Source organism: Ramlibacter montanisoli (assembly GCF_013087525.1).
GTDB lineage: Bacteria > Pseudomonadota > Gammaproteobacteria > Burkholderiales > Burkholderiaceae_C > Ramlibacter > Ramlibacter montanisoli.
In genome coordinates this window covers 4,200,100-4,214,281 of the sequence record NZ_JABFCS010000001.1, presented here as the reverse complement: position 1 = coordinate 4,214,281, position 14,182 = coordinate 4,200,100, and the positions used below count along the sequence as shown (strand labels likewise).

Sequence of the window (14,182 nt, the reverse complement as noted above, 5' to 3'; positions counted from 1 at the left end):
GCCGGCTTCAGAGGGCCGCGGGCACCGTCATCGGGTATTCCGGCCACTCCGCCGGCACCACCGGCGTGATGCCGGCGGCCTGGAGCAGCCAGGCGCTGACCGCCTCCGGCATCGCCCACACGTAGCCCGGAAAGGGCCCTGCGGGGAAGCCGACGTGGCCGCCCTGCTGCGGCTGCCACAGCGTGACGGACGCGCTCACCTCCTCCGGCCGCGGCAGGCTGTGCGCCGGGATGAAGGGATCGTTGCAGGAATTGAGCGCCAGCGCCGGGATGCGCACGCGGTGCAGGTGCGGCTTGGCCGAGGCGCGCGCCCAGTAGTCCTCGGTGCTGGTGAAGCCGTGCACCGGCGCGGTGAAGATGTTGTCGAACTCGTACAGGTCGCGCGCCTGCAGCAGCGCCTCGCGGTCGAACAGCCCGGGGTGCTGCGCCCACTTGTGCAGCGCCTTGGGCTTCATGGTGCGCAGGAACATGGTGGTGTAGACCATGCGGTTGAAGCCGCGGCCGATGGCGTGGCCGCCCGCGGCGAGGTCCAGCGGCGAACACACCGAGGCCACCGCCGATGCGACACGGCTCGCCTCCTCGCCCTGCTCCGCGGCCCAGCGCAGCAGCGCATTGCCGCCCAGCGAGACGCCGACCGCGACGATCGGGCCCTGGTGGCGCTGGCGCAGCGTGCGCAGGATGAAGTCGATCTCCTCGTGGTCGCCCGAGTGGTAGGCGCGCGGCGCCAGGTTCATCTCGCCGCTGCAGCCGCGGAAGTGCGGCACCACGAAGGTGAGCTTGCCGCGCCAGGCGACGTCGGCGAAGGCCTCCGAGTAGTGGCTGCGCGAGGAGCCCTCCAGGCCGTGGAACAGCACGACCATCGGCCGGCGCGAGGACACGTCGTTGTCCAGGAAGTCCAGGTGCACGAAGTCGCCGTCGGGCGTGTCCCAGCGCTCGCGCCGGTACTCGGGCACCGGCCCGCGGGTGCGCCGCGCGAACACCGCCGGCCAGATGCTCTGCGCGTTGCCACCGGGCAGCCACCAGGGCGCCCGGTAGTTCTGCATGAAGTCGCTAGTGAAGGACCGAAGGCGCATCCGAGACTTCCTGGATCTCGCTGGTGGTGCCGGGACTGGCGTGGTGGGCCACCAGCCGCCAGCCCTGGGCGGTGCGGTGGTAGACGTTGGTGGCCATCACCCAGGCGTTGGTCGGGCCGGTGGAGGTGAGCACTTCCACCCGCTCCAGCACGTTGTGCACGCTGCTGCCCACGGCCAGGATCTTGCGCACGCGCTCGGGCCAGGCGCGCACCGTGCCGCCGTCGCTGAACATGGCTTCGAAGGTGGCGCGGATCGCCGTGGCGCCCACCAGCCGGGGCCCGCCCGGGTGGATGCAGAAGATGTCGTCCTCGTCCGCCCAGCACGCCATGAGGCGATCGATGTCCCCGCGCTGGAGGGCATCGTAGAAAGCCGCTTCGATGTCATCGGCGTCACCCTCGAGATGGGCTGCCTGGAGCTTGGACTTGCGCATGCGCGAACTGCCGTGTTGCAGGCATTGTGCCCAAGCTTGTTCAGCCGAGCCAGCCGCGGGCGACCGTTCGCACGTCCTGTTGCGCCGCTTGCCACACCAGTTCCGGTGGCGCCACGTGGATGCCGGGTCGGGCGAGCAGCAGCGCCACGTTCAGCAGCTCGGCGACCTTGGCCGCCCGGACCGGCTGTTCGCTGGAGGGAACCATGTACCTGAAGATGCCGAGCATCCAGTGCGCCAGCCGGACCAAGACGTCCGGATGCCGGGTTTCCGGCGGCTTCTGCGCCGAACGCAGGATCAGCAGCCGCTCGAAGCCGAGGCCGGCGATCGCCTGTTCGTCCAGCGTGGCCAGCCCCCGCTTGAGCGCCTCGGGCAGCTGCCCGGGCGCGTGCGGCAGCACGATCGCCACGGTCCGAACCCCACCGGCGCGCATCCAGCGCGCCAGCGGCAGCAGCTGCCGCGGCGTGGGCGTCCACAGGGCGCGCTCGCGTTCGTGGAACATGCGCGGCGGATCGAACAGGATGATGCCGGTGTCCGCCGCGGCGGGCGGCCAGTCCTGCGGATCCTCCGACGGCACCAGCGTCGTGCGCACGCCGCGCAGGCCGGCCGTGATGGGCTCGCGCGCCAGCACCTGGGTCACGCCGAAGCGGGAGGAGCCGACCAGCCGCCGCAACACTTCGTTGCCCAGGACGCCGGTGGCCCCGGCGATGAGCAGGCGCGGCTTCGCCTCCGATGGCGTCCCACGCGCCGCTGCCTGGAGCACTTGAACCGGGTCCTGCCGCATCCCATCTATGCTAACTTTGCGGATTCCCGCCGAGACAAGGACTCCCCATGAAGAAGTGGCTGCTGATCGTGGCGTTGCTGGCCTCCCTGAGTGGTTGCGGCTACAACCAGTTCCAGACCCTGGACGAACAGACCAAGTCCGCCTGGAGCGAGGTGCTGAACCAGTACCAGCGCCGCGCCGACCTGATCCCCAACATCGTCGCCACGGTCAAGGGCGAGGCGAACTTCGAGCAGGAAACGCTCACCCGCGTGATCGAGGCCCGCTCGCGGGCGACCGCCGTGCAGGTCACGCCGGAAACGCTGAACAATCCCGAGGCCTTCGCCAAGTTCCAGCAGGCGCAGGGCGAGCTGTCCAGCGCGCTGTCGCGGCTGATGGTCGTGAGCGAACGCTATCCCACCCTGCAGGCCAACCAGGGCTTCCGCGACCTGCGCGTGCAGCTGGAAGGCACCGAGAACCGCATCACGGTCGCGCGCAACCGCTACATCCAGGCGGTGCAGCAGTACAACGTGCTGGCGCGCAGCTTCCCGACCAACCTGACGGCGATGATCTTCAACTACGACCCCAAGCCGTCCTTCACGGTGCAGAACGAAGCGCAGATCTCGGTGCCGCCGACCGTGGACTTCGGCAAGCCCGCGGCGCCGGGCGCGGCGCCCTCGGTCTCCGCGACCCTGCCGCCGGCCGCGCCGGCCGCCAGCGCGCTGCCCGCTCCGGGCACCGCGGCGCCGGCCAGCGCCACGCGCTGACCTGTCCGGGTGTTGAAGCGCTTCCTCACCTTCCTGCTGGCGCTGCTGGCCTTCGGGCTGGCGGCCGCCCAGGGCGTCCTGCCCGTCCCCGAACTCACCGCCCGCGTCATCGACCAGACCGGCACGCTGGACGACATCCAGCGCAAGGCGCTCGACGACAAGCTGGCCGCCTTCGAGCAGAAGAAGGGCTCGCAGATCGTGGTGCTGATGGTGCCGACCACGCGCTGCCCGAGGACATCTCCAGCTACGCCAACCGCGTCGGCAATGCGTGGAAGATCGGCCGCAAGGAAGTGGGCGACGGCATCCTGCTGATCGTCGCCAAGGACGACCGCAAGGTGCGCATCGAGGTGGCGAAGACGCTGGAAGGCGCGGTTCCCGACCTGGCCGCCAGGATGATCATCGACGACGCCATCACGCCGCGCTTCCGCCAGGGCGACTTCGCCGGCGGCCTGCAGGCGGCGGCGGACCAGCTGATCGCGCGGGTCAGCGGCGAGGCCCTGCCCGAGCCGCGCCGGCCGCAGCAGCCGCAGGGCGGCGGCCAGGGCGGCTTCGACTTCTTCAGCCTGGCCATCCTGCTGTTCATCGCCGTCCCGGTGGTGGGCGGCGTCCTGCGCGCCATGTTCGGCCGCAAGCTGGGCTCGCTGGTCACCGGCGGCGGCTTCGGCTTCCTGGCGATGATGTTCACCTCCAGCCTCGTGATCGCGGTGATCGCGGGCATCGTCGCCCTGCTGTTCTCGCTGCTCTCCGGCGCCGCCGGGCCTTCGGCGGCCGGCGCGGCGGCTACGGCGGCCCGGTCATCTTCCCCGGCGGCTGGGGTGGCGGCGGCGGTGGTGGCGGCTGGGGCGGTGGCGGCGGAGGCGGCTTCGGCTCCGGCGGTGGTGGTGATTTCGGCGGCGGCGGCGCCTCGGGAGACTGGTGATGATGCAGCGACTGCAACGCCTGTTCCGGCACCGGTGGGTGGACGACGGCGACACCGCGCGTGCCGTTCCGCCCGCGCTGTCCGAACGCCTCGCGCAGCACGTGGCCGCGAGCGAGCGGCTTCACACGGGCGAGATCCGCATCTACATCGAGGCCGGCCTGCCGGCCAGCTACATCTGGCGCGACGCCACCCGCGCGCGAGCGCGCCATCGCCATGTTCGGCAAGCTGCGGGTGTGGGACACCGAGCAGGACAACGGCGTGCTGATCTACCTGCTGCTGGCGGAGCACGCCATCGAGATCGTCGCCGACCGCGGCCTGAGCCGGCACGTGCCGGACGCGCAGTGGCAGGAAGTGGTGCGCCACATGAGCGAGCAGTTCCGCGCCGGGCGCTACGAGCAAGGCCTGAAGCAGGCGGTGGACGAGGTCACGGCCTTGCTGGTGAAGCACTTTCCCGCGGCTGCGGGGGCGGGCAACGAGAACGAGCTGCCCGACCAACCCGTGCTGGGGTGAGGCGTCAGTCCCGCACTTCGCCGTTGGGCTTCAGCAGCGCCATCCCCACGTAAGTGCCGCCGTGGCGGAAGTTGGGCTTGAAGTCGACGACGTAGCCGCCCGTGTCGTAGCGGCCCAGCGCGGACAGCGAGCGGTGCAGCGAGGCGCGCGTCACCTCGCGGCCGGCGCGCTTCATGCCTTCGACCAGCACCTTGGCCGCGATGCAGGACTCCAGCGCGGTCACGGACATCGGCTCCTTGTGGCCCGCGCCGATCCAGGCTTCGTCGCACTCCTTGACCACCGGCACCGTCTTGGCCCGCGGCGTGGGGACCGTGATGGCCACCGAGACGCCCGAGGCGTCCGGCCCCAGGGCCTTGGCCAGCTGGCTGGCGCCCGCGAAGGACAGGCTGGTCACCATGGTGGCGCGGTGCGCGGCCTTCAGCCGCTTGATCATCTGCGCGGCCGGCGCATAGAGCGTGGTCACCACCATCACCTGCGGGTCGGAGGCCATCGCATCCTTGACGTTCTGGTCGGTGATCTCCGCATTGCGCTTGATCGCCACCGACACCGGGGTGCGGTCGAACTTCTTCAGCACGTTGGCCACCGTCTCGAAGTTCTGCTTGCCCACCGTGTCGTCGTAGTGCAGCACCGTCACGCGCGTGTTGCCCAGGTTGCCCCAGAAATTGATGATCTTGCCGATCTCGTCGGCATAGGTCGCGCGGATCGTGTAGACGTAATCGTTCTGCTTGCGGATGGTGTCGGCGCCGGTGAAGGGCGCGAAGAAGGGCACCTTGTGCTCGATCACCGTGGGCATGGCCGGGATGCTCAGCGTGGACGAGGCATAGCCGAAGAGCGCCACCACGTCGTGGTCCTTCACCAGCTTGTTCGTGTTCTCGCCGGAGAACTTGGTGTCGTTCTTGTCGTCCAGCGTGACCAGCTTGATCTTGCCCTGCGGCAGGCCGCCGGCGTCGTTCACCTTCTTGAAGTAGGCGAGTGCGCCGTTGCGGATGTCGTTGCCGAGTTCCGCGTTGCCGCCGGTCAGGGGAGCGGACTGTCCGACGACGATCTCCTGGGCCAGGCAGGAGCGGCCGCGACGAGCAGGGTGCAGGCAAGGATGCGCATGGATTCTCCAACGAAGTGCGGCTTCGGCCGTCTGTCAGGGAGGGTACTCCTGCTCAGCCATTTTCCCCTCGGGTCTGACCCGAGTCCACGGCCGGGCTGTGAGGTGGTGGCAGCCTACACCTTCCGCCAAGCGTGGTGGACAGGCCGGAGGCCGCCGGCGGGCCCACACTGGCAGGCCTTGATCCAACGCAAGCCATGAAAGAGAACTGGCCCCGCACCCTCTGGGTCGCCCGCCACGGACAGAGCGCCGGCAACGTCGCGCGCGACGCCGCCGAGGAGGCCGGCCACGTGCTGATCGACATCGAGTTCCGCGACATCGACACCCCGCTGTCGCAGCTGGGCGTGGAGCAGTCGCGGGCCCTGGGCCGCTGGTTCGGCAAGCTGCCGCGCGCGGACCAGCCGCAGGTGATCCTGTGCTCGCCCTACGTGCGCGCGCGCGACACCGCCCGCCTGCTGATGCAGGAAGCCGGCCTGCGCGAAGGCGAGCAGGTGCGCCTGCGCATCGACGAGCGCCTGCGCGAAAAGGAATTCGGCATCCTGGACCGGCTCACCAAGCACGGCATCCGGCAGAAGTACCCCGAGCTGCACGAGCAGCGCAGCCACGTCGGCAAGTTCTACTTCCGCCCGCCCGGGGGCGCGAGCTGGTGCGACGTGATCCTGCGCCTGCGCAGCCTGACCGAGATGGTGACGCGCGAGCACGGCGGCGGCGAGCGCGTGCTGGTCGTCGCGCACCAGGTGATCGTCAACTGCATGCGCTACCTGATCGAGAACCTCGACGAGGCCGGCATCCTGGAGATCGACCGCATGGCCGACGTGCCCAACTGCGCGGTGACCTCGTACCAGCTGGACCTGGAAGGGCACTGCCTGCGGCCGGACCTGGTGAACTTCGTGGTGCCCTTGCTGGAGGCCGGCGCGCCCGTCACCGTGGAGGCCGACGCACCGGCGGCACCCAAGCCATGAGCGGGCAGGCCTGCATCACCGTGGACGAGGTGCTGCTGCGCGGCTGGCCGCTGCCCGAAGCGGCGAAGGACGGCGACAAGGAGCGGCGCGGCCGCGTGCTGGTGCTGGCGGGCAGCCGCGAGATGCCCGGCGCCGCGGCGCTGGCGGGCATCGCGGCCCTGCGCGCCGGCGCCGGCAAGCTGGTGATCGCGACGCCGGAGTCCGCCGTGCCGACGCTGGTGGCTGCGCTGCCGGAAGCACGGGTCATCGCCCTGCCCGAGGAGGCCGACGGCGGCCCCGCGCTGGCGGGACTGGAGGCGCTGCAGGCCATCGCCGGCGCGACCGCTGCGCTGGTGGCCGGGCCGGGCATGATCGGCGAGGCCTCCACGCTGGCCTTCGTGCGCGCGCTGCTGCCCCTGTGCACGGAGGCGACCGTGGTGCTCGATGCGCTGGCGATGGACGCGGTGCGCGCAGGCACCCGCTTCGCGCAGCCGGTGATTCTCACCCCCACGCCGGCGAGATGGCGCACCTGACCGGCGCGGAGAAGTCGGATGCGCAGGAAGCGCCCCACGCCATGGCGCTGCGCTATGCCGGCCGCTGGAACGCGGTGGTGGCGCTCAAGGGGCCGACCACCTGCGTGGCCGCGCCCGATGCGCGCAGCTGGCTGCATTGCGCGCACGCGCCGGGCCTGGGCACCTCCGGCTCGGGCGACGTGCTGGCCGGCATCATCGCGGGGCTGGCCGCCCGGGGCGCGACCCCGGAACAGGCCGCCGTGTGGGGCGTGGCACTGCATGCCCGCGCCGGCGAGAACCTCGCGCAGCGCGTGGGCATCGTCGGCTACCTCGCGCGCGAGCTGCCGGCGGAAATCCCGGCGCTGATGGAGTCGCTGGCCGCCTGAGCGCGCCACTCCAGCAGCGCCGAGGCCTGGCCGGGATCATCGGCATCGGTGACCATCAGCAGCCGGCCATCGGGCAGCAGCGCGATCCCTTCGACCTTGTGGGCACCGGGCAGGGGCTCCAGGGACAGCAGGGTGCCGTCGGCGTTCACCGTGCCGAGGGCCGATCCGGCGCAGCGGCCGTCGGCATAGCTGTCGGGGGTGTCTTCGGCGACCGCGCTGAAGATCCAGCCGCCGCCGGGCAGCGCGGCCCCGTCCGTGAAGCCATAGGGCACGCCCTGCACCGTCCCGAGTTCGAAGGGCGTGATGGTCGCCGGCGGGAGGGCTCCACCCTGCGCGATCCATTGCACGATGTCCGCCAGCGGATAGGCGATGCAGGCGTTTACCGCCGCACCCTGGTTCGCACGCTGCAGCAGGTGCAGGCCCGTACCCGATGCGAAGGCGCCCTCGATGTTGAGGTCGCCGAAGCGCTCGCGCAGCGGCGCATACAGTGCGGCGACATCCAGCACACGCGGCTCGCCCGCGATCGCGCCGTGCGCATCGAGCAACAGCAGGACCGCGCGGCAGCGCTGCGGGCGGGACCCGGAGCCGAGCGCCAGCAGCGCGCCGTGCGGCCACGCTGCATGGGGCGGCAGGAGGGCCAGCGCCTCGAGGTCCGGCTTGCGGCGCTTGCGCTGCTCCTTGTCCTGCGGGAGGTCGGACGGGAGCAGGCGCACCAGCTGCACCGGCTGCTCGCCGTCCGCCTGCAGGACGCCCAGGTGGTGCTCGTCGTCGGCCACCACGTAGAGGTGGCGCCCGGTCTGCACCAGCCCGCTGGCGGCACTCAGGTGCGGCAGGCCCCGCGGGTGCTCCGCGGGATCGACGAGCAGCTCCCGCAGGCAGGCGGGCGCACGGCGGCTACTTCTTCTGGCGGTACTTGCGCAGCGCGGCGATCTGCGCGGCCATCACGGCGAGTTCCGACTGCGCCTTCGCCAGGTCGATCTCCGACTTCGCGTTGCGCAGGGCCTCCTCGGCAGCGGCGCGCGCCTCGTTGGCCTTTTCCTCGTCCAGGTCCTTGCCGCGGATCGCCGTATCGGAGAGCACCGTCACGCGATGGGGCTGCACCTCCAGGATGCCGCCGGCGATGAACACGAACTCCTCGCTGCCGTCCGGTTTCTCGATGCGCACGGAGCCCGGCTTCACGCGCGTGATCAGCGGCGTGTGGCGCGGGTAGATCCCCAGCTCGCCCGCTTCGCCGGGCAGCACCACGAAGCGCGCCTCGCCCGAGTAGATGGACTCCTGGGCGCTGACCACGTCGACGTGGAAGGTGTGCGGGGTATCGGCCATGCTGGACGGCATCGTAGCGCCAACCCGGCCATAAAAAAGCCCCGTGACTTGCGGCACGGGGCTTAGGGGCTGGTTTTTAGCCCGTTCTTATTTCGTCGCTTACTTCTTTTGCCGATATTTCTGCAGGGCCGCCAGCTGGGCGGCCATGACGGCGAGTTCCGATTGTGCCTTGGCCAGGTCGATGTCGCTCTTGGCGTTTTTCAGGGCTTCCTCGGCGGCGGCCTTGGCCTCGTTGGCCTTTTCCTCGTCCAGGTCCTTGCCGCGGATGGCGGTGTCGGACAGCACGGTGACGCGGTTCGGCTGCACTTCCAGGATGCCGCCGGCGACGAAGACGAACTCCTCGCCACCATCGGCGCGCTCGATGCGCACCGAGCCGGGCTTCACGCGCGTGATCAGCGGCGTGTGGCGCGGATAGATGCCGAGCTCGCCGGCTTCACCCGGCAGCGCGACGAAGCGCGCCTCGCCGGAGAAGATCGACTCCTCGGCGCTCACCACGTCGACGTGGATGGTGTGCGTGGTATCGACCATGGTCTTTACGCCGCGATCTTCTTGGCCTTCTCGAAGGCCTCGTCGATGGTGCCGACCATGTAGAAGGCCTGCTCCGGCAGGTGGTCGCACTCGCCGGCCACGATCATCTTGAAGCCGCGGATGGTTTCCGACAGCGGCACGTACTTGCCGGGCGAGCCGGTGAACACTTCGGCCACGTGGAAGGGCTGCGACAGGAAACGCTGGATCTTGCGGGCGCGGGCCACGGCCAGCTTGTCTTCCGGCGCGAGTTCGTCCATGCCCAGGATCGCGATGATGTCGCGCAGTTCCTTGTAGCGCTGCAGCGTGGACTGCACGGCGCGGGTGGTCTCGTAGTGGTCCTGGCCGACCACGTTCGGGTCGACCTGGCGGCTGGTGGAGTCCAGGGGGTCCACGGCGGGATAGATGCCCAGCGAGGCGATGTCGCGCGACAGCACCACGGTGGCGTCCAGGTGGGCGAAGGTGGTGGCGGGCGACGGATCGGTCAGGTCGTCCGCGGGCACGTACACGGCCTGGATGGAGGTGATCGAGCCGACCTTGGTCGACGTGATCCGCTCCTGCAGGCGGCCCATTTCCTCGGCCAGCGTCGGCTGGTAGCCCACGGCGGAAGGCATCCGGCCCAGCAGCGCGGACACTTCGGTGCCGGCCAGCGTGTAGCGGTAGATGTTGTCCACGAAGAACAGCACGTCGCGGCCTTCGTCGCGGAAGGACTCGGCGATGGTCAGGCCGGTCAGCGCCACGCGCAGGCGGTTGCCCGGGGCTCGTTCATCTGGCCGTACACCATGGCCACTTTCGACTCGGCCAGGTTGTCCAGCTTCACGACGCCGGAGTCGGCCATCTCGTGATAGAAGTCGTTGCCTTCGCGGGTACGCTCACCCACGCCGGCGAACACCGACAGGCCGGAGTGGGCCTTGGCGATGTTGTTGATCAGCTCCATCATGTTCACGGTCTTGCCCACGCCGGCGCCGCCGAACAGGCCGACCTTGCCGCCCTTGGCGAACGGGCAGATCAGGTCGATCACCTTGATGCCGGTTTCCAGCAGTTCCTGCGAGGGCGACAGCTCGTCGTACGCCGGGGCCTTGCGGTGGATCGGCATGGTCACGGCCTGGTCGACCGGGCCGCGCTCGTCGATCGGGTTGCCCAGCACGTCCATGATGCGGCCGAGCGTCGCCTTGCCCACGGGCACGGTGATCGCGGCGCCGGTGTTGTACACCATCGAGCCGCGGCGCAGGCCGTCGGACGAACCCAGCGCAATGGTGCGCACCACGCCGTCACCCAGCTGCTGCTGCACTTCCAGCGTCAGCGCGGTGCCTTCCATCTTCAGCGCGTCGTACACGCGCGGCATGTGCTCGCGCGGGAACTCGACGTCGACGACGGCGCCGATGCACTGGACAATCTTTCCTTGGACTTGAGCCATCTTTTCGCTCCGAATATTTAAACAGCCGCCGCCCCAGACACGATCTCCGAAAGCTCTTTCGTGATCGCGGCCTGGCGCGTCTTGTTGTAGACCAGCTTGAGTTCGCCGATGAGGTTGCCCGCGTTGTCGGTGGCGGCCTTCATGGCCACCATGCGCGCGGACTGCTCGGAAGCCATGTTCTCGGCCACCGCCTGGTACACCAGCGCCTCGACGTAGCGCAGCAGCAGGTCGTCGATGACCGTCTGCGCGTCCGGCTCGTAGATGTAGTCCCAGCCGTGCTCGGCACCGCCGGCGCTGGCCTTGGACTCCGCTTCCATCTTGGCGGCCGACAGCGGCAGCAGCTGCTCCACCACCGGCTCCTGGCGCATCGTGTTGATGAACTTGGTGTACGAGATGTACACGGCGTTCAGCTTGCCTTCCGCGTACTGGTCCAGCAGCACCTTCACCGGGCCGATCAGGCGCTCGAGGTGCGGCGTGTCACCCAGCTGGGTGACGTGCGACACCACCTGCGCGCCGATGCGGTTCAGGAAGCCCAGGCCCTTGTTGCCGATGGCCACCGTTTGCATCGCCACGCCCTGGCCCTGCAGCTCGCGCAGCTTCTGGGTCACGGCGCGCAGCACGTTGGTGTTGAGGCCGCCGCACAGGCCCTTGTCGGTGGAGACCACGATGATGCCCGCAGCCTTCACGTCGTTCGTCTTCATGAACGCGTGCGTGTACTCCGGGTTGGCCTTGCCGAGGTTGGCGGCGATGTTGCGAACCTTTTCGCTGTAAGGACGCGCGGAGCGCATGCGCTCCTGCGCCTTGCGCATCTTGCTCGCGGCCACCATTTCCATGGCCTTGGTGATCTTCTTGGTGTTCTCCACCGACTTGATCTTGCCGCGAATTTCCTTGCCTGCAGCCATTGCCGTCTTCCTTGGTTGCGGGCGACTTAAGCGAAGGTCTTCTTGAACGCTTCGATGGCAGCGGTCAGCTGGCCTTCGGCGTCCTTGTCCATCGCCTTGTCGGATTCCAGCTTCTGCAGCAGGGCAGCGTGCTTGTCCTTCAGCCAGCCGTGCAGGCCGCTTTCGAAGGCCAGGACGCGCTTGACGTCGAGGTCGTCGAAATAGCCCTTGTTCACCGCAAACAGCGAGGCGGCCATCAGCGAGATGGGCAGCGGGCTGTACTGGGGTTGCTTGAGCAGTTCCGTCACACGGGCGCCGCGATCGAGCTGCTTGCGCGTGGCCGCGTCCAGGTCGGACGCGAACTGCGCGAAGGCGGCCAGTTCACGGTACTGCGCCAGGTCGGTACGGATGCCGCCTGACAGGGACTTGATCAGCTTGGTCTGGGCGGCGCCGCCGACGCGCGACACCGAGATACCCGCGTTGATGGCGGGACGGATGCCGGCGTTGAACAGGGACGTTTCCAGGAAGATCTGGCCGTCGGTGATCGAGATCACGTTGGTCGGCACGAACGCGGACACGTCGCCGGCCTGCGTCTCGATGATCGGCAGCGCGGTCAGCGAGCCGGTCTTGCCCTTGACTTCACCCTTGGTGAAGGCTTCCACGTAGTCGGCGTTCACGCGCGCGGCGCGCTCCAGCAGGCGGGAGTGGAGATAGAACACGTCGCCGGGGTAGGCTTCGCGGCCCGGGGGACGGCGCAGCAGCAGCGAGACCTGGCGGTAGGCGACGGCCTGCTTGGACAGGTCGTCATAGATGATCAGTGCGTCCTGTCCGCGGTCGCGGAAGTACTCGCCCATCGTGCAGCCGGAGTACGCGGAGACGTACTGCATGGCGGCCGACTCGGAGGCCGAGGCGGCGACGACGATGGTGTATTCCATCGCGCCGTTGGCTTCCAGCGAACGCACGATGTTCTTGATCGTGGACGCCTTCTGCCCGATGGCGACGTACACGCAGGTCATGTTCTGACCCTTCTGGTTGATGATCGTGTCGACCGCGACGGCGGACTTGCCGGTCTGGCGGTCGCCGATGATCAGCTCGCGCTGGCCACGGCCGATCGGCACCATCGAGTCGATCGACTTCAGGCCGGTCTGCACCGGCTGGTCCACCGACTTGCGCGCGATCACGCCGGGGGCGACCTTCTCGATCACGTCCGTCATGCGGGCGTTGACCGGGCCCTTGCCGTCGATCGGCTGGCCCAGGGCGTTGACCACGCGGCCAATGAGTTCCGGGCCGACGGGCACTTCCAGGATGCGGCCCGTGCACTTGACGGTGTCGCCCTCGGAGATGTGCTCGTACTCGCCCAGGATCACCGCGCCGACCGAGTCGCGCTCGAGGTTCAGCGCGAGGCCGAAGGTCGGGGTGCCATCGGCGGTGGGCGGGAATTCCAGCATTTCGCCGGCCATGGCGTCGGACAGGCCGTGCACGCGGACGATGCCGTCGGTCACGGACAGCACGGTGCCCTGGTTGCGGATGTCGGCGCTGGCGGCCAGGCCTTCGATCCGGCTCTTGATCAGTTCGGAAATTTCAGCGGGATTGAGCTGCATGACTCTGTCCTTAGGAGGCTGCGGCATCAAGCCGTCAGCGCGACTTTCATTTGTTCCAGGCGTGCCTTCACCGAGGTGTCCAGCACCTCGTCGCCCACCACCACGCGGATGCCGCCGATGAGGGACGGGTCTTCCTGCACGGTGAGATTGAGCTTACGGCCAAAACGCTTCTCGAGTGCCTGAGCAACGGCGCCCAGCTGCTCGCCCGCGATCGGGAAGGCGCTGTACACCACCGCGTCGGAAGAGCCGCCCTGCGCGTTCTTCATCTCGCGGAACTGCTGGGCAACCTCGGGCAGCGCCGCGAGGCGGCCGTTCTCGATCACCGTGCGCAGGAAGTTCTGCCCCGCGGGGGCAGCTGCACGCGCGCGACGTCGGAGATGAGGTCGAACACCTGCTGGTCGCGGACCTTGGGGTTGCCGGCGTACTGCAGCAGCTGGGCATTGCCCGCCACGGAGGCGAGCGCGTCCAGCCATTGCGCGGCGCCGTTCAGGTCGCCCTGCGACGCGTTGAACAGCGCTTCCGCGTAGGGACGGGCGATCGTGGCGAGTTCGGCCATGGCTTGTCCTTACGCCAGCTCGGTCTGCAGGCGGCTGAGCAGCTCGGCATGCACGCCGGGATTGACTTCCCTGCGCAGGATCTGCTCGGCGCCCTTGACCGCCAGCACGGCGACCTGCTCGCGCAGCGCCTCGCGGGCCTTCACCGTCTGCTGCTCGGCCTCGGCACGGGCGGCGGCGATGATCTTGTTGGCCTCTTCGGTGGCGCGGCCCTTGGCTTCCTCGACGATCGCCTGCGCGCGACGCTCGGCGTCGGCCAGCAGGGCGGCGGTCTGGTTGCGCGAATTCGCCAGCTCCTGTTCCACGCGCCTGTCGGCGGCGGCCAGCTCGGACTTCGCCTTGTCGGCGGCAGCGAGGCCTTCCGAGATCTTGCGGGCGCGCTCGTCGAGCGCGGCGGCGATCGGCGGCCACACGAACTTCATCGTGAACCCGACCAGGATCAGGAACACGATCACCTGAATGATGAGGGTGCCGGTGATGCTCACTTT

Annotated in this window: 12 protein-coding genes and 5 pseudogenes; 5 read left to right on the top strand and 12 right to left on the bottom strand. The window is 69.2% G+C overall.

The window, feature by feature from the left end:
- Positions 1–7: 7 nt before the first annotated feature.
- From HK415_RS20945 to HK415_RS20935, 3 genes are read right to left on the bottom strand one after another with little or no spacing between them, the layout of a single operon-like run.
- Positions 8–1,072 (bottom strand): YheT family hydrolase, encoded by a 1,065-nt coding sequence (locus tag HK415_RS20945; protein ID WP_373684625.1) that lies wholly within the window; start codon positions 1,070–1,072, stop codon positions 8–10.
- A complete protein-coding gene (locus HK415_RS20940) occupies positions 1,050–1,502 on the bottom strand; it encodes a YybH family protein (RefSeq protein WP_171562624.1) in 453 nt (150 codons plus the stop codon). Before HK415_RS20940 ends, HK415_RS20945 begins: the two co-directional genes overlap by 23 nt.
- A gap of 40 nt (positions 1,503–1,542) precedes the next feature.
- Positions 1,543–2,262 (bottom strand): Rossmann-fold NAD(P)-binding domain-containing protein, encoded by a 720-nt coding sequence (locus HK415_RS20935; RefSeq protein ID WP_309246778.1) that lies wholly within the window; start codon positions 2,260–2,262, stop codon positions 1,543–1,545.
- A gap of 68 nt (positions 2,263–2,330) precedes the next feature.
- Here HK415_RS20935 and HK415_RS20930 point away from each other — a divergent pair, with 68 nt between their 5' ends.
- The 3 genes and pseudogenes from HK415_RS20930 (at position 2,331) to HK415_RS20920 (ending at position 4,455) form a co-directional block, all read left to right on the top strand.
- On the top strand, positions 2,331–3,026 hold the full coding sequence (locus HK415_RS20930; protein WP_171562620.1) for a LemA family protein: 696 nt from the start codon (positions 2,331–2,333) through the stop codon (positions 3,024–3,026).
- Positions 3,027–3,038: 12 nt separating this feature from the next.
- A pseudogene (locus tag HK415_RS20925) lies at positions 3,039–3,945 on the top strand (TPM domain-containing protein).
- A pseudogene (locus tag HK415_RS20920) lies at positions 3,945–4,455 on the top strand (TPM domain-containing protein). Before HK415_RS20925 ends, HK415_RS20920 begins: the two co-directional pseudogenes overlap by 1 nt.
- Before the next feature lie 4 nt (positions 4,456–4,459).
- On the opposite strand, the gene HK415_RS20915 reads toward HK415_RS20920, so the two are convergent.
- On the bottom strand, positions 4,460–5,500 hold the full coding sequence (locus tag HK415_RS20915; RefSeq protein WP_309246865.1) for an ABC transporter substrate-binding protein: 1,041 nt from the start codon (positions 5,498–5,500) through the stop codon (positions 4,460–4,462).
- 251 nt (positions 5,501–5,751) lie between these two features.
- Here HK415_RS20915 and HK415_RS20910 point away from each other — a divergent pair, with 251 nt between their 5' ends.
- Both HK415_RS20910 and HK415_RS27300 read left to right on the top strand, forming a co-directional pair.
- Positions 5,752–6,516, top strand: a complete 765-nt coding sequence (locus tag HK415_RS20910) for a histidine phosphatase family protein (protein ID WP_171562618.1) — start codon at positions 5,752–5,754, stop codon at positions 6,514–6,516.
- Positions 6,513–7,393 (top strand): annotated as a pseudogene (locus tag HK415_RS27300) (NAD(P)H-hydrate dehydratase). The gene HK415_RS20910 and the pseudogene HK415_RS27300 overlap by 4 nt, the downstream one beginning before the upstream one ends.
- Here HK415_RS27300 and HK415_RS20900 read toward each other — a convergent pair.
- The 8 genes and pseudogenes from HK415_RS20900 to HK415_RS20865 form a co-directional block, all read right to left on the bottom strand.
- Positions 7,333–8,217 carry a DUF6929 family protein gene (locus HK415_RS20900; RefSeq protein WP_373684664.1) on the bottom strand — a complete coding sequence of 295 codons (885 nt, stop codon included), beginning with the start codon at positions 8,215–8,217 and terminating at the stop codon, positions 7,333–7,335. The pseudogene HK415_RS27300 and the gene HK415_RS20900 overlap by 61 nt on opposite strands.
- Before the next feature lie 70 nt (positions 8,218–8,287).
- Positions 8,288–8,716, bottom strand: a complete 429-nt coding sequence (locus HK415_RS20895; protein ID WP_171562616.1) for a F0F1 ATP synthase subunit epsilon — start codon at positions 8,714–8,716, stop codon at positions 8,288–8,290.
- A gap of 99 nt (positions 8,717–8,815) precedes the next feature.
- Positions 8,816–9,244, bottom strand: a complete 429-nt coding sequence (locus HK415_RS20890) for a F0F1 ATP synthase subunit epsilon (RefSeq protein WP_171562614.1) — start codon at positions 9,242–9,244, stop codon at positions 8,816–8,818.
- Positions 9,245–9,249: 5 nt separating this feature from the next.
- Positions 9,250–10,658, bottom strand: a pseudogene (atpD, locus tag HK415_RS20885) (F0F1 ATP synthase subunit beta).
- Positions 10,659–10,675: 17 nt separating this feature from the next.
- A complete protein-coding gene (gene atpG, locus HK415_RS20880; protein WP_171562611.1) occupies positions 10,676–11,560 on the bottom strand; it encodes a F0F1 ATP synthase subunit gamma in 885 nt (294 codons plus the stop codon).
- 26 nt (positions 11,561–11,586) lie between these two features.
- A complete protein-coding gene (atpA, locus tag HK415_RS20875; protein WP_171562609.1) occupies positions 11,587–13,140 on the bottom strand; it encodes a F0F1 ATP synthase subunit alpha in 1,554 nt (517 codons plus the stop codon).
- Positions 13,141–13,166: 26 nt separating this feature from the next.
- A pseudogene (locus tag HK415_RS20870) lies at positions 13,167–13,696 on the bottom strand (F0F1 ATP synthase subunit delta).
- 9 nt (positions 13,697–13,705) lie between these two features.
- A complete protein-coding gene (locus tag HK415_RS20865; protein ID WP_171562607.1) occupies positions 13,706–14,179 on the bottom strand; it encodes a F0F1 ATP synthase subunit B in 474 nt (157 codons plus the stop codon).
- Positions 14,180–14,182: the final 3 nt, after the last annotated feature.

Excerpts from the sequence above, each read along its gene's own strand:
- HK415_RS20945 (WP_373684625.1), bottom strand. The coding sequence starts at position 1,072 with ATGCGCCTTCGGTCCTTCACTAGCGACTTCATGCAGAACTACCGGGCG.
- HK415_RS20940 (WP_171562624.1), bottom strand. The coding sequence starts at position 1,502 with ATGCGCAAGTCCAAGCTCCAGGCAGCCCATCTCGAGGGTGACGCCGAT.
- HK415_RS20930 (WP_171562620.1), top strand. The coding sequence starts at position 2,331 with ATGAAGAAGTGGCTGCTGATCGTGGCGTTGCTGGCCTCCCTGAGTGGT.
- HK415_RS20910 (WP_171562618.1), top strand. The coding sequence starts at position 5,752 with ATGAAAGAGAACTGGCCCCGCACCCTCTGGGTCGCCCGCCACGGACAG.
- HK415_RS20895 (WP_171562616.1), bottom strand. The coding sequence starts at position 8,716 with ATGGCCGATACCCCGCACACCTTCCACGTCGACGTGGTCAGCGCCCAG.
- HK415_RS20890 (WP_171562614.1), bottom strand. The coding sequence starts at position 9,244 with ATGGTCGATACCACGCACACCATCCACGTCGACGTGGTGAGCGCCGAG.
- atpG (WP_171562611.1), bottom strand. The coding sequence starts at position 11,560 with ATGGCTGCAGGCAAGGAAATTCGCGGCAAGATCAAGTCGGTGGAGAAC.
- atpA (WP_171562609.1), bottom strand. The coding sequence starts at position 13,140 with ATGCAGCTCAATCCCGCTGAAATTTCCGAACTGATCAAGAGCCGGATC.